A 23,273-nucleotide genomic window follows, 5' to 3' on the forward strand; every position below is an offset into this window, starting at 1 on the left:
CGGATGCCTGGCAGCGGGCCGTGGGAAATCGTCGGCGTGGCGCCGACGAGCAATCGCCGGGCGAAAGTGCGATAATGGTCGTCGATGCGCCGCGGCCGCGCTGCGACCCGCATCACCAGAAGACTTCAGGGCGACGAATGCCCTTGGCAGCGAGAGCTCCCGCCGCATGAGCCGGGATCCCGTTGCAGACCGAGTGAGTTCGCGGCACCGCAGGTGCGGCACCGCAAGAGATTTCGCCGGGCGGCGCGCGGTGCCGACCCGCAGGGAGTAAGCCAGTGATGGCCGATGGAACAGATTCAGAATTCGACCCCCGCGACGAATCGGCACCGCCGCTAGCGGCTGACGCCGAGGGCTCGCCCGCCGACATCGCGGAGGCCGAGACCGAGGCCGTCATCGAGGCGGTGGAGGTGTACGAGGAGGGCGCTCCGGCCCCCGCCTCCGGCGATGAGGTGACGGATGCCGCGCCCGCGGCGCCCGTCGACACCGAGGCGCCCGTCGAGACCGAGGCTCCGGCCGAGGCCGAGACGCCCGTCGAGACCGAGACGCCCGCGGTCGAGACGCCCGCGGAGCAGGAGCCCGAGAAGCCCGTCACGGCGGTCGCGCTCGGGCTGCTCCCCGAGGTCTTCGTCTCGGCGGTGTCGACCCAGCTGCACTTCTACGCCCCCGAGATCACCGTCCTCCCGGCGCCGCCGGAGGAGGAGCGCGAGCAGGAGCAGTCGTCGGGCTCGTCCCGCCGTCGCAGCCGCCGCCGCGGGGAGGGCAGGGACGAGGCATCCGCCCCCTCGGAGCCCGCGCAGCCTCGCCAGCGCGCCGTCGAGCTCATCACCGAGCCGCAGCGCATCAAGGGCTCCACGCGTCTCGAGGCCAAGAAGCAGCGCCGTCGCGACGGTCGCGAGGCCGGTCGTCGCCGCGCCGTCGTCACCGAGGCCGAGTTCCTCGCGCGTCGCGAGGCGGTCGACCGCGTCATGATCGTGCGCTCCAAGAACGGGCGCATCCAGATCGCCGTGCTCGAGGACAACGTGCTCGTCGAGCATTACGTCGCGCGCAATCAGGACGCGTCGCTCATCGGCAACGTCTACCTCGGGCGCGTGCAGAACGTGCTGCCGAGCATGGAGGCGGCCTTCGTCGACATCGGGCGCGGCCGCAACGCGGTGCTCTACTCGGGCGAGGTCGACTGGGACGCGGTCGAGACCGGCAACCAGCCGCGCCGCATCGAGCTCGCGCTCAAGTCCGGCGACAAGGTTCTCGTCCAGGTCACGAAGGACCCGGTCGGCCACAAGGGCGCGCGCCTCACGAGCCAGATCTCGCTTCCCGGCCGCTACCTCGTGTACGTGCCCGGCGGTGCCATGAACGGCATCTCGCGCAAGCTGCCCGACACCGAGCGCGCGCGCCTCAAGAAGATCCTCAAGGAGGTGCTCCCCGAGTCGTCGGGCGTGATCGTGCGCACCGCGGCCGAGGGTGCGACCGAGGAGCAGCTGACCCGCGACGTGCAGCGCCTCACCACGCAGTGGGAGCACGTCAGCAAGCAGGTGCAGACCATCCAGGCGCCGGCGCTGCTGCACTCCGAGCCCGACCTGCTGGTCAAGATCGTGCGCGACGTCTTCAACGAGGACTTCACGCGCATGCTCATCCAGGGCGAGGACGCGCACCACACCATCACGAACTACGTCGAGAGCGTCGCGCCCGATCTGCTCGACCGGGTCGTCGCGTACGAGGGCGACGCCGATCCGTTCGACGAGTTCCGGGTCACCGAGCAGATCGAGAAGGCGCTCGACCGCAAGGTGTGGCTCCCCTCGGGTGGCTCGCTCGTCATCGACCGCACCGAGGCGATGACGGTCGTCGACGTCAACACCGGCAAGTTCGTCGGCTCCGGCGGCAACCTCGAGGAGACCGTCACCAAGAACAACCTCGAGGCCGCGGAAGAGATCGTGCGCCAGCTGCGCCTGCGCGACATCGGCGGCATCATCGTCGTCGACTTCATCGACATGGTGCTCGAGTCCAACCGCGACCTCGTCCTGCGGCGTCTGGTCGAGTGCCTCAGCCGTGACCGCACGAAGCACCAGGTCGCCGAGGTCACCTCGCTCGGCCTCGTGCAGATGACCCGCAAGAAGCTCGGCCTCGGCCTGCTCGAGACGTTCAGTGAGCCGTGCGAGGTGTGTGCGGGCCGGGGCGTGATCGTGCATCATGACCCCGTCGTCAAGCACCGCGGCGCCCAGCCGTCCGGCGGCTCGACGTCCGGCCGGCGGACCCGCGGCGGTGGCGGTGGCGCCCCCCAGCAGGGTAACGGCGGCTCGAACGGCACGCACACGATCACCGAGGGCGTGAAGTCCGCTCTCGCGCAGATCGCCGCGTCGACGATCCACCACCACGACGAGGTGCCGGCCGAAGAGGCGGCCCCCGCCGCCGCGGAGGCGCCCGCCGAGCGCCCGAAGAAGCCCCGCAAGAAGCGCGGGGAGTCGCCGGGCAAGGCGAAGTCGCCCAAGACCGAGAAGGACATGCTGCTCGACTCGGTGCTCTCGGCGCTGCCCGAGCCCAAGGCGCCCGGTCAGGGCCGCTCGCGCCGCCGAGTGACCACGGCTGCCCTGACCGGCACGCCGGTGTCGCACGCCCCCGCGGAGGACTGACGCAGAACGCCGTCGCCGGCCCTCGTCCCGTGTCAGGGGCGTCAGCGGCCGGTGCGGCGGTCGCGCCCCTTGACCCGCAGTCCGGACGCGATCAGCCGCCGCACGAGCTCGTGGCCGCTGACATGCTCGGCGCCTGCCGCGACCAGTCGCTCGTGCGCCTCGTCGGGGACGTCGTAGTGATCCAGGTCGAAGCCGCGCCGCGGGATGCCGTTGGCCGCCGCGAAGGCGTGCAGCTCATCGAGGTCGCTGTCACTGACCAGGTGCGCCCAGCGCCGGCCGTGCGCCGGCCAGAGCGCGTCGTCGATGAGGATCGCCATGTCGCGATCATATTGAACGCCCGGGACGACACGGCCCGCCGCGCTTTTGCCGTTGGTCGCGGCATCCGGTAAAGTAGTCCTTTGGTGCGTCCCGTTTCGCAGGATGATGGCGATGCTCGACAGGCTCAGCAGCCGGCTGGAGCCGTCGCTCCCGCACCAGGACTTCCTCTTCTCGCAAGAGCAGAGTCTCGCAAAGACAACCGGAGCCGTGCGCTCCATCCCAGTAGAAACAGGTGTGAAGTGGTTTACGCAGTTGTGCGCGCCGGTGGCCGGCAGGAGAAGGTCGAGGTCGGCACGATCGTCGTTCTCGACCGCCAGGCCGCGAAGATCGGCGACAAGATCCAGCTCCCCGCGGTGCTCTTCGTCGACGGTGACAAGGTCACCACCGACGCCGACAAGCTCGCCAAGGTGACCGTGACGGCCGAGGTCCTCGGCGAGGAGCGCGGCCCCAAGATCGTGATCCAGAAGTTCAAGAACAAGACCGGTTACAAGAAGCGCCAGGGGCACCGTCAGGACCTCACGCGCGTCAAGGTCACCGGCATCAAGTAAGTCCAGGAAGAGACGCAGAGATGGCACACAAAAAGGGCGCAAGCTCCACCCGCAACGGTCGTGACTCCAACGCTCAGCGACTGGGCGTGAAGCGCTTCGGCGGCCAGCAGGTCCTCGCCGGCGAGATCATCGTCCGTCAGCGCGGCACCCACTTCCACCCCGGCGCCAACGTCGGCCGCGGTGGCGACGACACGCTGTTCGCTCTCGCAGCGGGCGCTGTCGAGTTCGGTCAGAAGGGCGGCCGCAAGGTCGTCAACATCGTGGCCGCCGCGGAGTAATCCCCGGGCTGCACACACTCGAGGAAGGGGCGGGCTTCGGCTCGCCCCTTTCCCTTTACTCTGGGCTTGACCCAGACCTTTTCGTGAGGGGGATCGCATGGTCACGTTCGTCGATCGTGTGACGCTGCATCTGCGCGCCGGCAAGGGCGGCAACGGCTGCGTGTCCGTGCGCCGTGAGAAGTTCAAGCCGCTGGCCGGCCCTGACGGCGGCAACGGCGGGCACGGCGGCGACGTCGTGCTCGTGGCCGACCCGCAGGTCACGACGCTGCTCTCGTACCACCACTCGCCGCACCGCTCCGGCGGCAACGGCGGGTTCGGCATGGGCGACCACCGGTCGGGTGCGGCGGGCGAGTCGCTCGAGCTTCCCGTTCCGGTCGGAACGGTGGTGAAGGATGCCTCGGGCGAGCCGCTCGTCGACATGATCGACCCCGGTATGCGCTTCGTCGTCGCCCCGGGAGGTCTCGGCGGGCTCGGCAACGCCGCCCTCGCGAACCCCAAGCGCAAGGCCCCCGGATTCGCCCTGCTCGGGACCCCCGGCTGGGAGGGCGATGTCCAGCTCGAGCTGAAGACCGTCGCCGATGTCGCACTGGTCGGCTTCCCATCGGCCGGCAAGTCGAGCCTCATCGCGGCCGTCTCCGCCGCGCGACCGAAGATCGCCGACTACCCGTTCACGACGCTGCACCCCAACCTCGGCGTCGTGCAGGCCGGTGACGTGCGCTTCACAGTCGCCGACGTCCCCGGACTCATCGAGGGTGCGAGCGAGGGCAAGGGGCTCGGTCTCGAGTTCCTGCGGCACGTCGAGCGCTGCACGGCGCTCGTCCACGTGCTCGACTGCGCCACGCTCGACCCGGGCCGCGACCCGCTGAGCGACCTCGACGTGATCCTCGCCGAGCTCGGCGCCTACCCGGTGCCGGACGGACAGGTACCCCTGCTCGAGCGGCCGCAGCTCGTCGCCCTGAACAAGGTGGACGTCCCGGAGGCGAAGGACCTCGCCGATCTCGTGCGCCCCGAGCTCGAGGCCCGCGGGTTCCGCGTGTTCGAGATCTCGACGGTGAGCCACGCGGGCCTCCGCCAGCTCACCTTCGCCCTCGGCGACATCGTCGCCGCCCACCGCGTCGAGCAGGCGAAGGCGCCGGCACCCGAGCGCATCGTCATCCGCCCGAAGGGTTCCGAGAAGGACTTCTGGGTGCGGGTCGAGGGCGGCACCTACGGCAACATCTACCGGATCCTCGGTGAGAAGCCGGTCCGGTGGGTGCAGCAGACCGACTTCCAGAACGAGGAGGCTGTGGGCTATCTCGCCGACCGCCTCGAGAAGCTGGGCGTCGAGGACGAGCTGTTCCGCAGCGGCGCGACGCCGGGCGCGACGGTCGTGATCGGCGAGGGCGACGGCATCGTCTTCGACTGGGAGCCCTCGCTCAAATCGGTCGCCGAGCTGGCGACCGCTCCGCGAGGCACCGACCCCCGTCTCGTCCAGAGCAGCCGTCGCACGACGTCCGAGCGGCGCGAGCGCTACCACGACATGATGGACGCGAAGGCCGAGGCGCGCGCCGAGCTCGAGGCCGAGCGCATCGCAGCCAAGGACTGGAGCGCGGAGGGCGAGGAGTGACGCTCGAGCGTCACGACCTGCCCCGGGCCCGGCGGGTCGTGGTGAAGGTCGGCTCCTCGTCGATCAGCGGCGACAACGCCGAGAAGATCGGCCCGATCGTCGATGCCCTCGCCGCGGCACACGGGCGCGGCACCGAAGTCGTGCTCGTCTCCTCCGGCGCGATCGCGACCGGCATGCCGTACCTGCTCCTCGACGAGCGGCCCAGCGATCTCGCGACGCAGCAGGCCGCCGCCGCCGTCGGGCAGAACGTGCTGATCTACCGCTATCAGGCCGCGCTGCGACCGTTCCGCATCGTCGCCGGGCAGGTGCTGCTCACCGCCGGCGACCTGGAGAACGCCACCCACCGCTCGAATGCGCGTCGTGCGATGGAGCGTCTGCTCGGGCTGCGCATCCTGCCGATCGTCAACGAGAACGACACCGTGGCGACGCACGAGATCCGCTTCGGCGACAACGACCGCCTCGCAGCCCTCGTGGCCCAGCTGATCGGCGCCGACGCCCTCGTCCTGCTGAGCGACATCGAGTGCCTCTACACGCGTCCGCCGGACGAGCCGGGCGCCGAGCCGATCCCGCGCGTCGCGTACGGCGACGACCTGCACGGCTTCGAGTTCGGCTCCGTCGTCGTCAACAGCGTCGGCACCGGCGGCGCGGCGACGAAGGTGTCGGCGGCGCGGCTGGCCGCGGCATCCGGGATCGGCGTGCTCGTCACGAGTGCCGACCTGGTCGACCGTGCGCTCGACGGCGCCGACATCGGCACGTGGTTCCAGCCGAACCCCGAGCCGACGGCGCCCGCCGCCACCGGTCCGGTGCGGACCGCCGTCGATAAACTGGGCTGATGACCACGACGGCCACCACCGCACGAGAGCGGATGCTGCTCGCCAAGGAGGCCTCGCGCAGCGTGGGCCTGCTCACCGATGCGCGCAAGCGCGACGCGCTCGAGGCGATCGCCGCGGCGATCGAGGCGGCAGCCGACGACATCGTCGCCGCCAACGCCGAGGATCTCGAGCGCGGTCGTGCGACCGGGCTCTCGGTCGCACTGCAGGACCGTCTGCGATTGGATGCCGCGCGTGTGGCTTCCCTCGCGTCGGCGGTCCGCGAGGTCGCCGAGCTTCCCGACCCGGTCGGGCGTGTGCTCGACGAACGCACGCTCGCCAACGGCGTCTCGCTCACGAAGGTCGCCGTTCCGTTCGGCGTGGTCGGGTCGATCTACGAGGCCCGCCCCAATGTCACGGTCGACATCGCCGCCCTTGCACTCCGCTCGGGCAACGCCGTCGTGCTCCGCGGCGGGTCGGCCGCGGAGCGCTCGAACGCGGCGCTCGTGCGTGCGATGCGCGGTGCCCTGGCCGACAGCGGGATCGACCCCGAGGCGATCCAGACGGTCGACGACTTCGGCCGCGAGGGCGCCCGGGAGCTCATGCACGCGCGCGGCATCGTCGACGTGCTCGTGCCGCGCGGGAGCGCCCAGCTCATCGAGACCGTCGTGACCGAATCGTCGGTGCCGGTGATCGAGACCGGGGCGGGCGTGGTGCACATCGTGCTCGACGAGTCCGCGCCGCTCGAGTGGGCGCGCGACATCGTCGTCAACGCCAAGACGCAGCGGCCGAGCGTGTGCAACGCCGTAGAGACAGTGCTGGTGCTGAAGGCGGCCGCACCGCGTCTCGTCCCTCCCGTGGTCGACGCGCTCCGCGCGTCCGGCGTCACGGTCCACGGCGATGAGTCGGTGGCGGCGCTGGCCGGGGGAGTGGAGCCCGCAACCGAGTCGGACTGGGAGACCGAGTACCTGAGCCTCGACGTCGCCATGCGGGTCGTGGACGACCTCGATGAGGCGCTCGCCCACATCCGCCGCTACTCGACCCACCACACCGAGTCGATCATCACGGAGGACGAGGCGAACGCCGAGCGCTTCCTCGCGGAGGTCGACTCCGCTGTGGTGATGGCCAACGCGTCCACGCGGTTCACCGACGGCGGTGAGTTCGGCTTCGGCGCCGAGGTCGGGATCTCGACGCAGAAGCTGCACGCGCGCGGCCCGATGGGCCTGTCCGAGCTGACGAGCACGAAGTGGCTTGCGCGGGGCGTCGGACAAGTACGCGACTGACCGCCTAAACTGAAAGACAGCCTGTGCCCGCAGGCGAATCGAACGGAGCCCGAATGACCATCGCCACGATCGTCGCCCTCGCCGCGGAAGAGTCCGAGCACCACGGCAACGTCGCACTCGAGACCGTCGGCTACGGCATCGTCGCGATCTGCGTCTTCGCCGCGCTGGCGATCGTCACGCTCTCCTACCGCAACGTCGCCAACCGCCACGCGCACAAGGCCGAGGCGTACGCGAAGGCTCACGCGAACGACGTCCAGCATGTGGGGCACGGCCACTAGGCCGACTGCATGTCGGTGACGGCCGCCCCGAGGATCGGGGTCATGGGTGGGACGTTCGATCCCATCCATCACGGTCACCTCGTCGCCGCGAGCGAAGTCGCTCAGTGGTTCGACCTCGACGAGGTCGTCTTCGTGCCGACGGGCGAGCCGTGGCAGAAGGACGGCGTCTCACCGAGCGAGCACCGCTACCTGATGACCGTGATCGCCACGGCATCCAACCCCCGCTTCACTGTGAGCCGCGTCGACATCGACCGCTCCGGACCGACGTACACGATCGACACGCTGCGTGATCTCAAGGCCCAGCGACCCGATGCCGAGCTGTACTTCATCACCGGCGCGGACGCCATAGCGCAAATTCTCAGTTGGAGGGACCATGATGAGTTGTGGGACCTCGCGCATTTCGTCGCGGTCTCCCGACCCGGACACGTACTCAGCACGGACGGACTGCCCAGCGACGACGTGAGTCAGCTCGAGATCCCCGCTCTCGCCATCTCGTCGACGGACTGCCGTGACCGCGTAGAACAGGGACACCCCGTGTGGTACCTCGTTCCTGACGGGGTCGTCCAATACATTGCGAAGCACCATCTCTACCGGAGCAAGGAATGAGTGAACCCGAGCAGCCGGCGAACCCACCGCTGACGCGCAAGCAGATGCGCGAGATCCGCAACACCGGATCGACCCCCGTCATCACCGCCGAGGAAGCCGCCGAAGCCGCGGCACCCGCCCCCGCGGATCCCGCGACGCCGTTGGAGACCCCGCCCCGCAACGCGGGCGCACCGGTCGCCTCGTGGGCGCCCGCCGCCGCCTCGCAGCCGACGCCGTCCCCCGTGGCCGTCGCCCCGCTTCCGCGCCCTGTCGCCCCCGTGGTCGTCGCGCCGGCGCCCGTCGCCGACTCGTCCGTCGACCTCGGCGCATCGCCGCTCACGCGCCGTCAGGCCCGTCAGCAGGAGCGCATCCGCACGGCATCCGTCCCCGTCATCACGCCCGAGGTCGCCGCCGCTCACGCCGCGTCGGTCTCGGCGCCCACGCTCGTCACCGAAGCACCGCCGATCACCCGCAACGAGCCGGCGAGCCTGAACAGCGGCATGCACGACCTCTTCGGGCTGGCGACCGCGCCCGCCCCGGTGGTCGCCGCCGAACCCGAGCCCGCCGCAGCGGTCCCGGCATCGACGGATGAGGCCGCGCCCGAGTCGCCGTTCGGCTCGTGGGCCGACATCGTCCACGACGATAACGGTGCCGAGACGCGCTCCGACGTCGCCGACGACGATGCCGAGGACGACGCCGACGAGCAGAAGGACCGTGTGGTCAGCCCGCTGTTCGGCGCCGGGCTGCTGTCGGGCCAGCCCGAGCAGGCCGAGCTCCCGCCGTCGTTCGACCAGCTGCTCGCACGCAGCACCGGCGCGGTCTCGATGCCCAACGCCCTCATCCTGTCGCAGGCTCCTGAGGTGGCTCCGATCGTCGCCCCCCTCAGCGCGACGGGCGAGGTCCTCATCACGGGAACGCTCAACCTTCCCGAGGGCCTGGGGTCGACCGGTCACGCCCTCGGCACGGCCGACGGCAAGGAGGTCGACGCCACGCTCATCGACGGCGAGCTGCCGGCGCATTCCTCGCCGACGCCCATCGCCGCGAGCTCGGCGATCAGCACGGTCAAGACCGCCGGCGAGGTCATCCGGCCCCCGGTGCCCGAGAAGGGCAGCAAGCTCATGCTCACCCTGGCCATCACGGCCGGCGCACTCGCGCTCGCCCTGGTCGGCGTGCTCATCCTCGCCTTCGCGACAGGAGTCCTCTGATGACCGCGACCCCCCAGTCGCACGACATGCTGCAGATCGCGGCCGTCGCGGCCGACGCGAAGGGCGGCGAGGATCTCGTCGCCCTCGACGTTTCCGAGCCGCTCCCGCTGGTCGACATCTTCCTCCTCGTCACGGGTCGCAGCGAGCGCAACGTCGCCGCGATCGCGGACGAGATCGAGGACCGCCTGCTCGAGGCCGGGCACAAGCGCCTGCGCCGCGAGGGCCGCCAGGAGGCACGCTGGGTGCTGCTCGACTTCGGCGACCTCGTCGTGCACGTGTTCCACGAGCAGGAGCGCGTCTACTACGGCCTCGAGCGTCTGTGGAAGGACTGCCCGGTGGTGCCCGTCGAGGTGCCCGCCCGGGCACCCGCCGAGTAGGCCGCGCTGGTTCGGAGCACGCCTCGACGTGTTGTAAGCTTGTGGAGTTGCCTCGCGGGGCAGCGAAACAAGGGCCTGTGGCGCAGCTGGTAGCGCACCTGCATGGCATGCAGGGGGTCAGGGGTTCGAGTCCCCTCAGGTCCACCACGACAAACCCCCGGGAAACCGGGGGTTTTCGCATTTCCGGGGGTGTCAAGCCGTTGACCGCCGTCGCGCGAGCGACGAGTCTGGAGTCGCATCCCGAGGAGGCGCACGATGACGGACGTGACCCCGTTCCTGTGGTTCGACAACGACGCCGAGGCGGCGATCGCGTTCTACACGGAGCTCTTCCCGGACTCGGTCATCGTGTCGCTGGGCCGGTATCCCGACGAGGTTCCGGGCATGGGCGGCAAGGTCATGCACGCCCACTTCCGCCTCGTCGGGCGGGACTACTACGCGATGGATGCCGGACCCCAGTTCCCGTTCACCGAGGCGATCTCCCTCTACGTGTCGTGCGAGGACCAGGAGGAGGTCGACCGCTACTGGAACGCGCTCGTCGCGGACGGCGGGCAGGAGCAGCCGTGCGGCTGGCTCAAGGACCGGTGGGGCCTGTCGTGGCAGATCATCCCCGATCGCCTGATCGAGCTGATCCGGCACCCGGATCCCGAGACGGCGCACCGGGCGGTGCAGGCGATGCTCACCATGCGCCGGATCGACATCGCGGCGATCGAGGCGGCGGCCGCGTCGACGTGACATCCGCACTGCGCTTCATCGCCTCCGGATGCCTCGTGCTCGCCGTGACGGCCGTGGCCGCGTGCGCGCCCGGCGCGAGCCCGAGGCCTGTGCCGCCGAGTGCCCCGCCCGTCGCCACGCCGCCACCTGCGACGGCGTCGGAGGCGGCTTCCGGATGGTGGCGCATCGACGGCGCTCCGCAGACGCTGGCGAGCGGGCTTTCGGCCCCCTGGTCGGTCGTGCCGACGGACGACGGAGGAGCGCTCATCTCGCAGCGCGACGACGGCGCGGTGCTCGAACTCGATGCGGGCGGCGAGGTCCGCGCGGTCGGAACGCTGCCCGGGGTCCTGTCGGGCGGCGAGTCCGGCCTGCACGGCCTCGCGCTGCGGGCGGACGGCGGGACGGAGTGGCTGTACGCCTACCACGGGTCCACCGACGACAACCGCGTGGTGCGGATGCCCCTCCTCGGCGGCCCCGGCGCGCGCACCCTCGGCGAGGCCGAGGTCGTGTTCGACGGCATCCCGCGAGAGAGCACGCACAACGGCGGCCGCCTCGCCTTCGGACCGGACGGGTTCCTGTACGTGACGACGGGCGATGCGCAACGGCGCGAGGCGGCGCAGGATCCCGACGCGCTGGGCGGCAAGATCCTGCGTCTCACACCGGAGGGGGACCCGGCACCGGGCAACCCGTGGGGCACCGCCGTGTGGTCGCTCGGTCATCGCAACGTGCAGGGCGTGGCGTGGACGAGCGACGGCGTGATGTGGGCCAGCGAGTTCGGCCAGAACGCGTGGGACGAGCTGAACCGCATCGAGCCCGGCGGCAACTACGGCTGGCCCGTCGTGGAGGGCGATGCGGGTCGTGCCGGGATGATCGACCCGGTCGCCGTCTGGGCGACGAGCGAATCCAGTCCGAGCGGGATCGCCGCGCACGGCGACACGATCTTCGTCGCCGCCCTCCGCGGCGAGCGCATGTGGGTCGTCGACACCGCCGGGGGCGAACTGCGCGGCGAGCCCCTCGCCGCGCTCACGGGCGAGCAGGGGCGCCTGCGGGACGTCGTCGCCGTGACGGGCGACGCCCTGTGGGTGCTGACGAACAACACCGACGGACGGGGCGATGCGCGACCCGAAGACGACCTCCTTCTGCGGCTGACCATGACACCGGCGCCGTGAGCGGCGGCGCTCCGCCCGGGGTGGAAGCGCGGGCGCTACGGTGAGACCGTGAGCTCCCAGCCCCGGTGTCCGCACTGCCGTCACTTCGTGTACCTCGACACGCTCACGTGCCCGAATTGCGAGGCCGAGCTCGCGTACCACATCGTCACGCGTCAGTTCTTCGGCGTTCGCCACGGCCGCGTGGTCATCGAGGACAGGACCTGGTACACGTGCTCCAATCGCGAATGGGACTGCAACTGGCTCGTGCGCGAGGACGCGCCGGCAGGGCGCTGCTTCTCGTGCCGACTGACGCGGCGCCGACCCGCCGCCGACGACACCGTGGCCCTGGAGAAGCTGGCGAAGACGGAGGAGGCCAAGCGCCGCCTCCTGCTGCAGCTCGGCGACCTCGGGCTGCCGATCGTGCCGTGGGACGTCCAGCCGGGCGGGCTGGGCTTCGACCTCATCTCCAGCCTGACCGACGGCAAGCCCGTCATGATCGGGCACGCGAACGGGATCATCACGATCGACCTCGCGGAGAGCCTCGACGATCGGCGCGAGGCGCTGCGCGTGCGACTGGGGGAGCCCTACCGGACGATCCTCGGTCACCTGCGCCACGAGGTGGGGCACTACTACCAGAACGTCCTTCTGATCGACGAGGAGCTGTGGGCGAAATGCCGGGCGCTCTTCGGTGACGAGCGCGCGAGCTACAAGGAGGCGCTCTCGCGCCATTACAAGCTGGGCGCACCGCCCAACTGGCACGACAGCTTCATCTCTGAGTACGCCACGATGCATCCCTGGGAGGACTTCGCCGAGACTTTCGCCCATTACCTCCACATCACCGGCACGCTCCAGACGGCGGCGGTGCTCGGCATCCATCTCGACTCGTCGGTGACGAACCTGCGCGACACCGATGTCGTGCCGCTCGAGTCCTACCGCGAGGAGCCGATCCAGCGCCTGCTCACCGACTGGGAGTGGATGTCGCAGGGGTTCAACCGGATCAACCGGGCGATGGGCTTCGGCGATCTCTACCCGTTCACGATCGTCGGTCCGGTAAGGCACAAGCTCGAGTTCGTCCACGACATCATCACACGCGCCCCGCTGACGTTCGAGGAGCAGTTCGCCCTGGCCTTCGCGCGCGACACGGAGCAGACGTGACGTCGTCTTCGCGCGGCCAGCGCGTCATCGGCGCCGCCACTCACTACGTGGAGAATCAGCCGCCGTGGCGCGTCGACGTCGACGAGTACGGGTCCAACGCCCCGCTCGTCGCGGCGGTCGAGACCTTCGGTGCGGGCTGGGCCGACAAGGGTCTGCGCGACGCCGGATCGCTCGTCGGATCACTCGACTTCCAGCGCGACGCCGAACTGGCCGACCTGCACACCCCGACGCTGCACACCCACGACAGGTGGGGCTTCCGTCTCGACGAGGTGGAGTACGACCCGTCGTACCACCGGGTGCTCGGCGCAGCCGTCGCGCGCGGCGCGCACACCTCGGCGTTCGCCGATCCGCGGCCCGGCGCACACGTGGCGCGGGCGGCCACCTTCATGCTCTTCGCGCAGGCCGAGCCCGGCCACGCGTGTCCTGTATCGATGACGCACGCGGCCGTCGCCTCGATCGAAGGTTCCCCCTGGGTCGCGGAGACCTGGCTGCCACGGCTGTACCAGCGCGCGTACGATCCGCGACTGCTGCCGGCCGAGGAGAAGCCGGGCGCGCTCATCGGCATGGCGATGACCGAGAAGCAGGGCGGTTCGGACGTGCGCGCGGGCACCACCGTCGGCGAGTACATGGGCGGGCACGCGTACCAGCTGACCGGCCACAAGTGGTTCTGCTCGGCACCGATGTCCGACGCCTTCCTGGTGCTCGCGCACACGCGCCGAGGGGGTGCCGAAGAGGGATTGTCCTGTCTGTTCGTTCCGCGGCTCCTGCCGCACGGGATGCGCAACGTCTTCCGGCTGCAGCGGCTCAAGGACAAGCTCGGCAACCGATCGAACGCCTCCGCCGAGGTCGAGTTCGACGGCACGGTGGGCTTCGTGCTCGGCGAGCCGGGACGCGGCGTCCGCACGATCATCGAGATGGTCCAGCGCACACGGCTCGACTGCGTGCTCGGGACCGCGGCAGGCATGCGCCAGTCCGTCGCCGAAGCCGTATGGCACGCACGCGGGCGCGCGGCCTTCGGTGCTCCTCTCGTCGACCAGCCGGCGATGACCGCTGTCCTGGCCGACCTGGCGCTCGAGTACGAGGCGGCGATGCTCAGCGGGCTCCGGCTCGCCCAGCTCTTCGAGGCCGAGGCATCCGATCGCGATGTCGCGCTCCGCCGCCTCGCCACGCCCGTGACGAAGTACTGGGTGTGCAAGCGCGGGCCGCAGCACGCGTACGAGGCCCTCGAGTGCCTCGGCGGCAACGGGTACACCGAGGCGTTCCCGCTTGCGCGCCGCTACCGCGAGCAGCCGGTCATGGCGATCTGGGAGGGGTCGGGCAACGTCATCGCCCTCGACGTGCTCCGTGCCCTGACACGCGATCCCGACTCGGCGACGGCGTTCGCCGACGAGCTGTCGGGCACCCGCGGCGCGTCCGCCCTCCTCGACGGCCATGTCGACCGCACCCTCGGTCTCCTGCGGCGCCTCGAGGGCGAGGAGCCGGCGGCCGCGCAGGCGCAGGCCCGGCGCCTGGCCGAGTCCCTCGCCCTCGCGTTCCAGGCCTCGCTCATGCTGCGGCACGCCCCGTCTCTCGACGCGGAGACGTTCATCGCCTCCCGCCTCGGTGACGACCGCGCGGCGATGTACGGCGCGCTGCCTGCGGGGACGGATGCCGCGGCCATCGTCGCGCGGCACTGAGCGGCACCCGGCCGGGATCGGGAGATCGCACCTACGCTGGTGGGATGAGCGGATCGCGGCGCGTGGGTACGGCGGGCGTCGCGATCGCGGCCGTGATCGCTGTCGGGGCCGCGGCCGGCGGATCGCCGGCCGGCGCGGCACCCTCACCCGAGTCCGGGGTGAGCGTGCGCGTGGAGCCCGCAACGAACGATGACGTCGACGCGGAGGCATCCGCTCGGGTCGACGACATGTCGACGCAGGAGATGGCGGCGTCCGTGGTGATGGGGCACATCCCGACGACGGATGCCGCGGCCCTCCGCTCCTACATGGAGGCGACGGGCATCGGCGGGTTCATCCTCATGGGCGCGAACATCCCGCCCGGCGAGAGCGCGCTGCGGGCGGTGACGGCGGCGCTGACGGTGGATCCGGCGCTGCCGCCGGTGATCGCCGTCGACCAGGAGGGCGGCGACGTCTCGCGCCTGCCGTGGGACGATCTCGCCTCCGGGCTCGAGCTGAAGGTTGCACCGCCCGCGGCCGCGCAGGAGGCGTTCGCCGCGCGCGCGGCGCTCGTGCAGCGCGCCGGCATCGGAGTGAACTTCGGCATCGTCGCGGATGAAACGGCCGACCCGGCATCGTTCATCTACCGGCGAGCGCTCGGGACGAGCCCGTCCGGCGCCGCCGACCGGGTGGCAGCCGCGGTGGCCGGAGAGGACGGCTCCGCGCTGTCGACGCTCAAGCACTTCCCCGGCCACGGTGCCGCCCCGGGCGACTCTCACGCGGGCATCCCGTCGACGAGCATGACCAAGGCCCAGTGGGAGGCCGCAGACGGTCTTCCGTTCCGGGCGGGAGTCGAGGCCGGGGCTCCGCTGCTCATGTTCGGCCACCTCGCCTACACGGCCGTCGACGCGAAGCCTGCGAGCCTCTCGGCCGAATGGCACCGCATCGCGCGCGAGGAGCTCGGGTTCGAGGGCGTGACCGTGACGGACGATCTGGGCATGCTGCAGGCATCCGGCATCGCCGCCTACGCCGACCCCGTCGCGAACGCCGTCGCCGCGCTCGCGGCCGGCAACGATCTCGTGCTCGCCGTGATGTTCTCGACCCCGGAGAGCGCTCCGCGCATCGTCGAGGGGATCGTGGCGGCCGTCGAGGACGGAACGCTGCCCGCGGAGCGGCTGCGCCAAGCGGCGACTCGCGTGACCGCGCTGCGTCTCGGCCTCGCCGCCGACGGCCGCGGCCTGCTCCCGTGCCCTGACTGCGAGCCCGCCGGCTGACTCAGCCGCCGTCGATGACGGCGAGGAGACGCTCGCGCAGCGCCTGACCACGCGCCGAGAATCCTCGCTGCGCGCTGACGTACTGCGCCTTGCCCTCCGGCGTCTCGATTCGCACCGGGTCGTATCCCCAGTCCGCGAGGTCGTACGGCGACGCCTTCATGTCGAGCGTTCGGATGTCGCGGGCGAGCTCGAAAGCGTCGAGCAGGAGACCGCCGGGGACGAGAGGGCCGAGCTTGGCCGCCCACTTGTAGAGATCCATGCCGGCGTGGAGGCAGCCGGGCTGCTCCAGTTCGGGCTGACGGTCGCGCGACGGCGCGTCACGATTGCGGGGGACGGCGGCGGGAGTGAAGAACCGGAAGGCGTCGAAGTGCGTGCACCGCAGCTCGTGCGCCTCGACGACCGCGTCGGTGCCGTCCTGGCCGAGCCGCAACGGGACATCGTGCCGGTGACCCGGCTCGCGGTAGACCATCGCCCATTCGTGGAGGCCCAAGCAGCCGAAGCTCCCGGCCCGCCCCGCCGTCGCGCGGATGACCTTGCCGACGTTGGCGATGAGGTCGCCCCGCTCAGCGCGGAGCGCGGTCCCGTCGACGACGAGCGAGCCGGACTCCGTGCCCGGTGCATACCAGCGCCACGCGGCGCGCTCGGTGCCCGCAGCATCCTGCAGCTCGACCCCGGCGCCGGGGTGCCAGCGGCGGAGCACCGACGGCTTGTACGAGTAGTAGGTGAAGAGGAAGTCCTCGACGGGATGCTTCTCGCCGCGTGACGCGCGAAGGCGATGACCGGCCGTCAGCGCATCGGCGCGTTCGGCATGCGCGTCCTCGAGCCCGTGCCATTCGGCCGCGGTCAGCGCACAGAGCGAGGGCGGGGCGATCGTCACCGTTTGAGGATACGCGTGGCGATCTGGACGACAGCGGGAAGCTCAGGCTTCGACCGGTTCGATCAGCTCGGGGGAGTTGTTGCGCACGTTGCCGACCGCCTTGGAGACGACGTGGTCGTCGAGCGTGTCGGCGAGGGCAGGTGCCGCGTCGATGGCGGCGTCGAGGACGTCGCGCACGTTGTCGGTGGTGGGGTCGAGCCACGCGTCGGCGTGGTCGGCGTCGAGGAAGAGCGGCATGCGGTCGTGGATCGAGCCCAGCCGGCCGATCGAGTCGCGCGTGAGGATCGTGAAGCTCAGGAGCCAGCGGTCGGGATCGTCGTCGGCCTTGGACTTGTCGCGCCACCATTCGTACAGGCCCGCCATGAGCAGCGGTGAGCCGTCGGCGGGATGGATGTAGTGGGGTGTCTTGACGCCGTCGGCGGTCTTCCACTCGTAGTAGCCCGAGCTCGGCACGACGGCGCGGCGCTTCTCGAGCGCGGTACGGAACATCGGCTTGTCTTCGAGCTCTTCGGAGCGGGCGTTGAAGGCGCGCGCGCCGATCTTCGGATCCTTCGCCCAGCCGGGCACGAGACCCCAGCGTGCGCTCTCGAGCCGCCGCGTCGGCAGCTCCTCCTTCAGCGAGTCGAGCACGATCGCCACTTGGGCGGTCGGCGCGACGTTGTACGAGGGCTCGGGGAGATCATCGCCCTCGACGTCGACGCGGAGAACGCCGACGAGCTCGGATCCGGCACTGGCGACTACGAATCGTCCGCACATGCGGCCAGCCTACGCGCGGCCCCCGACGTCAGCGCGGGATGACGCCGACGTCCTGCAGGCGGTCGAGCAGCCCGGCGCCGTCCGACTCCGACACCCAGGGGACGGATGCCGCGGAGTGGTCGTTGACGGCCGTGCGACCACCGGCGAGCACGGCCTCGGCGGGCGAGAGGCGCCGGATGGCGACGCCGACGACATTGCCGGGATGCTCCGACGTGAAGGTCGTGTAGAGCTCGTCGTCGTGCTGCCCGTCGTCGCCGATCAGCAGCCACCGCACGTGCGGGAACTCCTCGGCGAGCCGGCGCAGGTTGGAGAGCTTGTGCGCCTTGCCGCTGCGGAACCAGCGGTCGTGCGTGGGCCCCCAGTCCGTGAGCAGCAGCGCGCCGGGCGGGAACAGGTGCCGCCGCAGGAAGCGCATGAGCGTGGGCGCGATGTTCCACGCGCCGGTGGACAGGTAGACGACGGGCGAGCCGGGGTTGTCGCGTACGACCCGCTCCATCAGCACCGCCATTCCCGGAACCGGCTGACGGGCGTGCTCGTCGACGACGAAGGAGTTCCAGGCCGCGAGCAGCGGACGCGGGAGAGCCGTCACCATGACGGTGTCGTCCACATCCGACACCACGCCGAACGTGACGTCGGGTGCGACGACGAAGACCCTCGTCTCGACCGGCTCGCCGTCCTCCACCGTCATCGTGAACGTCTGCCAGCCGGGCTCCAGCGCGGCCGGCAGCCGCACGTCGATCACTCCGCCGCGATCGGCCACGACGTCGTGCCCGACGCCCGCGATCGTGACGGTGACCTGCGCGTATCCGATGGGCACGGCGACGAAGCTGCGCCATCCGCGCACACGCGCGTACTCGCCCGACTCCGTCGGCTTGACGGGCGGCACGATCATGACGCGCCCGAGGACGCGCACCCAGCCGGGCCCGGCGTAGCCCGGGAACGGCGTGACGGTGGGCGTGTGCCCGCGACGGCGGGCCCGCCGCTCCCGCCAGGAGTGGAATCGGTACTCGAGCCGGGCGAACCACAGCACCTTGGTGCGAGGGGTCGTCTCTTTCTCGGGCATCCTCTCAGTCTTCCACGTCCTCCTCGACGAGACCTGCACGAGTGCCATCGTGCTCATGTCCGTGGTCGAGGTGCTTGCGCTCCGCACGCTCGATGATCTTCTTGCTGACGAAGACGAGCACGAGGAACACCACGATGATGCCGACGAAGATGTAGCCCGCGTAGTGGAGCTGGTCCGCCAGCTGACGGTAGGTGCCCGCGGCGACGGCCGCGACCGAGATGTAGAGGGTCGCCCAGATCACGCATGCCGGGATCGTCCAGGCGAGGAACCGGCGGTACGGGTAGCCGCTCATGCCCACGGTGAGCGGCACCAGCGAGTGGAGCACGGGCAGGAACCGCGACAGGAAGATCGCCGGTCCACCGCGTCGGAGCAGGTAGCGCTCGGAGCGGGCCCAGTTCTCCTCGCCGATCCGGCGCCCGAGCCACGAGTGCTGGATCTTCGGGCCGAGGAATCGGCCGAGCCAGAACCCGATGCTCTCGCCGATGAGCGCCCCGATGACCACGGCGAGGCCGAGCAGGATGCCCTCCAGCGGCGAGGCCACCGCGGTGGCCGCCACGATGACGACGGTGTCGCCGGGCACGACGAGTCCGATCAGCACGCTGGTCTCGAGCATGATCGCGACCCCGGCGAGCAGCGTCCTGACGATCGGGTCGACGCTCTGCACGGCGTCGAGCAGCCACGTCAGGAACTCGTTCACGCCACGAGCCTAGAACGACGGCCGTGGCTCTAGCCTGGGAACATGTCGGACCCCCTCGTCGCCGTCGAACTGGCGGCATGGGCGGATCCGGCATCCGTCTTCCTCGCTCTGCACGCGGACGACCCCCATGCCTTCTGGCTGGATGCCGGACCCGACGCCGAGCTCGGCTGGAGCTGGGTCGGCTCGGGAACGCCCGAAGCCGATGCCGGCGCGCCGCGCGCCGTCACCTGCGCACGCGCCGGGGGCGAGGCCTGGGAGGCCGGCCGGTTCCGCGGCGGATGGGTGGGGTGGCTCGGCTACGACGAGGCCGCGGAGCGCGCCGGAGCTCCGGCCCGGTACGACGAGCGGATGCCGCGCGCGAAGTGGCTGCGGGTCGACGAGTTCGTCGCCTTCGACCACGGGGGGCGGCGCGCGTGGGCCGTCGCGACGGCGGGCCGCGCCGACGAGCTCGCCGCAGAGGCCGCGCGCTTCGCCGCGTTCGCCGCGACGCCCGCGGCGTCCGCGGAGCCGACGGCGGCGGCATCCCGTCACACCGCCGAGGAGTACGCGGGCCTCATCGGACGGTGCCGCGACGCGATCCGCGAGGGAGATGCGTACCAGCTGTGCCTGACGACGCGGTTCGAGGTCGCGGCATCCGTCGACGCACTCGCCGCATATCGGCGACTGCGCGCCGTCACGCCCGCGCACCACGGCGGATTCGTGCGCTCCGGCCCGGTGTCGCTGGCCAGCGCGAGCCCGGAGCGCTTCCTCGAGGTCGAGGAGGGGGTCGTGCGCACGCGGCCGATCAAGGGCACCCGGCCGCGCGGGGCGGACGCCGCCGCCGACGCCGCGCTGGCCGAGGAGCTCCTCACGGATGCGAAGGAGCGCGCCGAGAACGTCATGATCGTCGACCTCATGCGCAACGACCTGTCGCGCGTGTGCGAGCCCGGCTCGGTCGGCGTGGACGGACTGCTCGAGGTGGAGTCGTACCCGGCGGTGCATCAGCTCGTGAGCACCGTGTCGGGCACGCTCGCACACGGCGTCACCGTCGGGGACCTCCTCGATGCGACCTTCCCGGCGGGGAGCATGACCGGGGCTCCGAAGCTCTCGGCGATGACCATCCTGCACGACCTCGAGCGGGCACCGCGGGGCGTCTTCGCCGGCTGCTTCGGCTGGGTCGGCGACGACGGCGCGCTCGACCTCGCCATGGTGATCCGCTCGATCGTCGTGCACCCGGGCGGTGCGTACGTCGGGGCGGGCGGAGGCATCACATGGCGATCGGATGCCGCGGCCGAGGTCGCCGAGGTCGGCGTCAAGGCGCGCGGACCCCTCGCCGCGCTGGGAGCGGCGCTGCCACCCGGCTGGTGAGGCCGGCGGTCCGGTAACCTGGACTTTCGCGCTGCGCGCGCCCCCCGGCATCCCTCCGATTGGTTCCCTCGTGTCACAGACCACTCCGCCCGACACCACCGCGCCCGCCGAGAGCGGGGGGTACGACGCCTACGCCGTCCAGCGCAAGTGGCAGGCCCGCTGGGACGAGGCCGATCCCTTCCGCGCCGGCGGCGACGACGACACGCGTCCGCGCAAGTACGTGCTCGGGATGTTCCCGTACCCCTCGGGCGACCTGCACATGGGCCACGCCGAGAACTACGCCTACGTCGACGTGGTGGCGCGGTTCTGGCGCCACCGCGGGTACAACGTGCTCAACCCCATCGGCTGGGACTCGTTCGGCCTCCCCGCCGAGAACGCGGCGATCCAGCGCGGGGCCGACCCGCGCGAGTGGACCTACGCCAACATCGAGCAGCACAAGAAGAGCTTCCGCGAGTACGGCTCGTCCTACGACTGGTCGCGCATCCTCCACACGAGCGACCCCGAGTACTACCGCTGGAATCAGTGGCTGTTCCAGCGTCTCTACGAGCGCGGGCTGGCGTACCGCAAGGACAGCCCGGTCAACTGGTGCCCCCGCGATCAGACGGTGCTCGCGAACGAGCAGGTCGTCGACGGGCACTGCGAGCGCTGCGGCGCCGAGGTCGTGAAGAAGAAGCTCACGCAGTGGTACTTCAAGATCACCGAGTACGCCGACCGGCTGCTCGACGACCTGAACCAGCTCGAGGGATTCTGGCCGCAGAAGGTCATCCGCATGCAGCGGAACTGGATCGGCCGCTCGGTGGGCGCCGACATCGAGTTCGAGATCGAGGGCCGCGACGAGCGGGTCACCGTGTTCTCCACGCGTCCTGACACGCTGCACGGCGCGACGTTCTTCGTCGTGGCGCCCGACAGCGACCTGGCCGCCGAGCTGGCCGCCGGTTCGTCGGTCGAGGTGCGCGCCCGTTTCCAGGATTACCTCGAGCGTGTGCAGCGCGAGACCGACATCGAGCGTCAGAGCACCGACCGCCCGAAGACCGGCGTGTTCCTCGACCGCTGGGCGATCAACCCCGTCAACGGGGAGCGGCTGCCGATCTGGGCCGCCGACTACGTGCTGGCCGACTACGGTCACGGCGCGGTCATGGCCGTCCCGGCCCACGACCAGCGCGACCTCGACTTCGCACGCGCGTTCGACCTGCCGGTGAAGGTCGTCGTCGACACGACGGCGCCCATCACGGGCGCGATCCCGGTGATCGAGCTCGACGACGACGGCGTGCCGATCGACCCGGGCGCCGAGGGGGAGTCGCTCGCCGATCTCGACCCCGCGAGGACCGGTGTCGCGCTGGTCGGCGAGGGCCGGATGATCAACTCCGGCGCGCTGGACGGACTGTCCAAGCGCAACGCGATCGCGCGCGTCATCGAGCAGCTCGAGGCCGCAGGCGTGGGCCGCGCCGCGAAGTCCTACCGCCTGCGCGACTGGCTGATCTCGCGTCAGCGCTTCTGGGGCACGCCGATCCCCATGATCCACACCGCGGACGGCCGCATCGTGCCCGTGCCCGACGAGCAGCTGCCGCTGCGCCTGCCGGACGCACAGGGACTCGACCTCGCTCCGAAGGGCACGTCGCCGCTGGGCGGCGCGGCGGAGTGGATGGCGACCGTCGACCCCGAGACGGGCGAGCCGGCACGGCGCGACCCCGACACGATGGACACGTTCGTCGACAGCTCGTGGTACTTCCTGCGCTTCCTCGCCTCGAACGACCCGACGCAGGCGTTCCCCACGCGGGAGGCCGACAAGTGGGCGCCCGTCGACTCGTACATCGGCGGCGTCGAGCACGCGATCCTGCACCTGCTGTACGCGCGCTTCATCACCAAGGTCCTCTTCGACATGGGCCTCATCGAGTTCACCGAGCCCTTCACCAGCCTGATCAACCAGGGCATGGTGCTGCTCGGCGGCTCGAAGATGTCCAAGAGCAAGGGCAACCTCGTCGAGTTCGCGTCGAGCATGATCGACCCGGGCGCCGACGCGGTGCGCACCGCCATCGCGTTCGCAGGCCCGGTCGAGGACGACATCAACTGGGAGGACGTGTCGACCACGGGTGCCCAGAAGTTCCTCGCCCGCGCGTGGCGCGTCGCGAAGGACGTCACGAGCGAGCCGGATGTGATCTGGGCCGAAGGCGACGCGTCGCTGCGGCGCGTCACGCATCGTCTGCTGGCCGACGCTCCGGGACTCGTCGAGCAGAACAAGTTCAACGTGGTCGTCGCGCGCCTCATGGAGCTGGTCAACGCCACCCGCAAGGCGATCGACACGGGTGCCGGACCTGCCGATCCCGCCGTCCGCGAGTCGGCCGAGGTGACGGCGATGATCCTCGATCTCTTCGCGCCGCACACCGCGGAGGAGATGTGGGAGATCCTCGGCTACGAGGGGTTCGTCGGCCTCGTGACCTGGCGCACGGCCGACCCGACCCTGCTCGTCGAGGAGTCCGTGACCTCGGTCGTGCAGATCGACGGCAAGGTGCGTGCCACCCTCCAGGTGCCCGCGCGCATCGACGCGGCCGAGCTCGAGCGGCTCGCGCGCTCCGACGAGCGCGTGCTGCGCTCTCTCGCGGGCCGCGAGATCACGCGGGCTGTCGTGCGGCCGCCGAAGGTCGTGAGCTTCAGCACGCACTGACGCCGCTTCCTCCACGACGC

At 70.9% G+C, this 23,273-nt stretch carries 22 protein-coding genes and 1 tRNA gene; 18 read left to right on the forward strand and 5 right to left on the reverse strand.

Features of this window, described 5'->3' with window-relative positions:
• Positions 1-278: 278 nt before the first annotated feature.
• Entirely contained in the window at positions 279-2,624 is a 2,346-nt protein-coding gene (locus OB08_RS07470) for an Rne/Rng family ribonuclease (RefSeq protein ID WP_461473692.1), read from the forward strand.
• 41 nt (positions 2,625-2,665) lie between these two features.
• Here OB08_RS07470 and OB08_RS07475 read toward each other — a convergent pair whose 3' ends face one another.
• Entirely contained in the window at positions 2,666-2,941 is a 276-nt protein-coding gene (locus tag OB08_RS07475; RefSeq protein WP_461473694.1) for a DUF4031 domain-containing protein, read from the reverse strand.
• Between the two features lie 240 nt (positions 2,942-3,181).
• Between OB08_RS07475 and rplU the strand changes: the two genes are divergently transcribed.
• From rplU to OB08_RS07550, 15 genes are all read left to right on the forward strand, one after another.
• Positions 3,182-3,490 (forward strand): 50S ribosomal protein L21, encoded by a 309-nt coding sequence (gene rplU, locus OB08_RS07480; protein WP_461473696.1) that lies wholly within the window; start codon positions 3,182-3,184, stop codon positions 3,488-3,490.
• A gap of 20 nt (positions 3,491-3,510) precedes the next feature.
• Positions 3,511-3,768, forward strand: coding sequence for a 50S ribosomal protein L27 (gene rpmA / locus OB08_RS07485; RefSeq protein WP_168914038.1), 258 nt, complete (start codon positions 3,511-3,513; stop codon positions 3,766-3,768).
• 97 nt (positions 3,769-3,865) lie between these two features.
• Positions 3,866-5,374, forward strand: coding sequence for a GTPase ObgE (obgE, locus tag OB08_RS07490; RefSeq protein ID WP_461473698.1), 1,509 nt, complete (start codon positions 3,866-3,868; stop codon positions 5,372-5,374).
• Positions 5,371-6,207, forward strand: coding sequence for a glutamate 5-kinase (proB, locus tag OB08_RS07495; protein WP_461473700.1), 837 nt, complete (start codon positions 5,371-5,373; stop codon positions 6,205-6,207). Before obgE ends, proB begins: the two co-directional genes overlap by 4 nt.
• Positions 6,207-7,466: a glutamate-5-semialdehyde dehydrogenase gene (locus OB08_RS07500; protein WP_461473702.1), complete on the forward strand. Its 1,260-nt coding sequence runs from the start codon at positions 6,207-6,209 to the stop codon at positions 7,464-7,466. The genes proB and OB08_RS07500 overlap by 1 nt, the downstream gene beginning before the upstream one ends.
• A 53-nt stretch (positions 7,467-7,519) precedes the next feature.
• Entirely contained in the window at positions 7,520-7,744 is a 225-nt protein-coding gene (locus OB08_RS07505; RefSeq protein WP_461473704.1) for a hypothetical protein, read from the forward strand.
• Between the two features lie 9 nt (positions 7,745-7,753).
• Positions 7,754-8,350 carry a nicotinate-nucleotide adenylyltransferase gene (gene nadD, locus OB08_RS07510; protein WP_461473706.1) on the forward strand — a complete coding sequence of 199 codons (597 nt, stop codon included), beginning with the start codon at positions 7,754-7,756 and terminating at the stop codon, positions 8,348-8,350.
• Positions 8,347-9,534: a hypothetical protein gene (locus tag OB08_RS07515; RefSeq protein WP_461473708.1), complete on the forward strand. Its 1,188-nt coding sequence runs from the start codon at positions 8,347-8,349 to the stop codon at positions 9,532-9,534. Before nadD ends, OB08_RS07515 begins: the two co-directional genes overlap by 4 nt.
• Positions 9,534-9,911 carry a ribosome silencing factor gene (rsfS, locus tag OB08_RS07520; protein WP_461473710.1) on the forward strand — a complete coding sequence of 126 codons (378 nt, stop codon included), beginning with the start codon at positions 9,534-9,536 and terminating at the stop codon, positions 9,909-9,911. Before OB08_RS07515 ends, rsfS begins: the two co-directional genes overlap by 1 nt.
• Positions 9,912-9,982: 71 nt before the next feature.
• Positions 9,983-10,058, forward strand: a tRNA-Ala gene (locus OB08_RS07525).
• Positions 10,059-10,166: 108 nt separating this feature from the next.
• Complete coding sequence (locus OB08_RS07530; RefSeq protein ID WP_461473712.1) at positions 10,167-10,643, forward strand: VOC family protein; 477 nt, start codon at positions 10,167-10,169, stop codon at positions 10,641-10,643.
• On the forward strand, positions 10,640-11,791 hold the full coding sequence (locus OB08_RS07535) for a PQQ-dependent sugar dehydrogenase (protein ID WP_461473714.1): 1,152 nt from the start codon (positions 10,640-10,642) through the stop codon (positions 11,789-11,791). The genes OB08_RS07530 and OB08_RS07535 overlap by 4 nt, the downstream gene beginning before the upstream one ends.
• 48 nt (positions 11,792-11,839) lie before the next feature.
• Complete coding sequence (locus OB08_RS07540; protein WP_461473716.1) at positions 11,840-12,925, forward strand: zinc-binding metallopeptidase family protein; 1,086 nt, start codon at positions 11,840-11,842, stop codon at positions 12,923-12,925.
• Entirely contained in the window at positions 12,922-14,601 is a 1,680-nt protein-coding gene (locus OB08_RS07545; RefSeq protein WP_461473718.1) for an acyl-CoA dehydrogenase family protein, read from the forward strand. The genes OB08_RS07540 and OB08_RS07545 overlap by 4 nt, the downstream gene beginning before the upstream one ends.
• Before the next feature lie 44 nt (positions 14,602-14,645).
• The gene (locus tag OB08_RS07550; RefSeq protein ID WP_461473720.1) at positions 14,646-15,851 is read left to right on the forward strand and encodes a glycoside hydrolase family 3 N-terminal domain-containing protein; all 1,206 of its coding nucleotides are present in this window, start codon (positions 14,646-14,648) and stop codon (positions 15,849-15,851) included.
• A 1-nt stretch (position 15,852) separates the two neighbouring features.
• On the opposite strand, the gene OB08_RS07555 is transcribed toward OB08_RS07550, so the two are convergent.
• The 4 genes from OB08_RS07555 to OB08_RS07570 are packed head-to-tail and all read right to left on the reverse strand — an operon-like array spanning position 15,853 to position 19,244.
• The gene (locus OB08_RS07555) at positions 15,853-16,728 is read right to left on the reverse strand and encodes a 3-methyladenine DNA glycosylase (RefSeq protein ID WP_461473722.1); all 876 of its coding nucleotides are present in this window, start codon (positions 16,726-16,728) and stop codon (positions 15,853-15,855) included.
• Between the two features lie 42 nt (positions 16,729-16,770).
• Complete coding sequence (locus OB08_RS07560; protein ID WP_461473724.1) at positions 16,771-17,484, reverse strand: SOS response-associated peptidase; 714 nt, start codon at positions 17,482-17,484, stop codon at positions 16,771-16,773.
• Positions 17,485-17,512: 28 nt separating this feature from the next.
• Entirely contained in the window at positions 17,513-18,547 is a 1,035-nt protein-coding gene (locus OB08_RS07565; RefSeq protein WP_461473726.1) for an App1 family protein, read from the reverse strand.
• Positions 18,548-18,551: 4 nt separating this feature from the next.
• Entirely contained in the window at positions 18,552-19,244 is a 693-nt protein-coding gene (locus OB08_RS07570; protein WP_461473728.1) for a DedA family protein, read from the reverse strand.
• Positions 19,245-19,286: 42 nt separating this feature from the next.
• Here OB08_RS07570 and pabB point away from each other — a divergent pair, with 42 nt between their 5' ends.
• Complete coding sequence (gene pabB / locus OB08_RS07575) at positions 19,287-20,591, forward strand: aminodeoxychorismate synthase component I (RefSeq protein ID WP_461473730.1); 1,305 nt, start codon at positions 19,287-19,289, stop codon at positions 20,589-20,591.
• Between the two features lie 70 nt (positions 20,592-20,661).
• Positions 20,662-23,253 carry a leucine--tRNA ligase gene (gene leuS / locus OB08_RS07580; protein WP_461473732.1) on the forward strand — a complete coding sequence of 864 codons (2,592 nt, stop codon included), beginning with the start codon at positions 20,662-20,664 and terminating at the stop codon, positions 23,251-23,253.
• Positions 23,254-23,273 lie beyond the last annotated feature (20 nt).

It is taken from the genome of Microbacterium sp. HJ5, assembly GCF_054824025.1.

What these genes read in the sequence shown, in the direction of transcription:
- OB08_RS07470 (WP_461473692.1), top strand. Translation starts at nt 279, where the DNA reads ATGGCCGATGGAACAGATTCAGAATTCGACCCCCGCGACGAATCGGCA.
- OB08_RS07475 (WP_461473694.1), bottom strand. Translation starts at nt 2,941, where the DNA reads ATGGCGATCCTCATCGACGACGCGCTCTGGCCGGCGCACGGCCGGCGC.
- rpmA (WP_168914038.1), top strand. Translation starts at nt 3,511, where the DNA reads ATGGCACACAAAAAGGGCGCAAGCTCCACCCGCAACGGTCGTGACTCC.
- obgE (WP_461473698.1), top strand. Translation starts at nt 3,866, where the DNA reads ATGGTCACGTTCGTCGATCGTGTGACGCTGCATCTGCGCGCCGGCAAG.
- OB08_RS07500 (WP_461473702.1), top strand. Translation starts at nt 6,207, where the DNA reads ATGACCACGACGGCCACCACCGCACGAGAGCGGATGCTGCTCGCCAAG.
- OB08_RS07505 (WP_461473704.1), top strand. Translation starts at nt 7,520, where the DNA reads ATGACCATCGCCACGATCGTCGCCCTCGCCGCGGAAGAGTCCGAGCAC.
- nadD (WP_461473706.1), top strand. Translation starts at nt 7,754, where the DNA reads ATGTCGGTGACGGCCGCCCCGAGGATCGGGGTCATGGGTGGGACGTTC.
- OB08_RS07515 (WP_461473708.1), top strand. Translation starts at nt 8,347, where the DNA reads ATGAGTGAACCCGAGCAGCCGGCGAACCCACCGCTGACGCGCAAGCAG.
- rsfS (WP_461473710.1), top strand. Translation starts at nt 9,534, where the DNA reads ATGACCGCGACCCCCCAGTCGCACGACATGCTGCAGATCGCGGCCGTC.
- OB08_RS07530 (WP_461473712.1), top strand. Translation starts at nt 10,167, where the DNA reads ATGACGGACGTGACCCCGTTCCTGTGGTTCGACAACGACGCCGAGGCG.
- OB08_RS07550 (WP_461473720.1), top strand. Translation starts at nt 14,646, where the DNA reads ATGAGCGGATCGCGGCGCGTGGGTACGGCGGGCGTCGCGATCGCGGCC.
- OB08_RS07560 (WP_461473724.1), bottom strand. Translation starts at nt 17,484, where the DNA reads ATGTGCGGACGATTCGTAGTCGCCAGTGCCGGATCCGAGCTCGTCGGC.
- OB08_RS07565 (WP_461473726.1), bottom strand. Translation starts at nt 18,547, where the DNA reads ATGCCCGAGAAAGAGACGACCCCTCGCACCAAGGTGCTGTGGTTCGCC.
- pabB (WP_461473730.1), top strand. Translation starts at nt 19,287, where the DNA reads ATGTCGGACCCCCTCGTCGCCGTCGAACTGGCGGCATGGGCGGATCCG.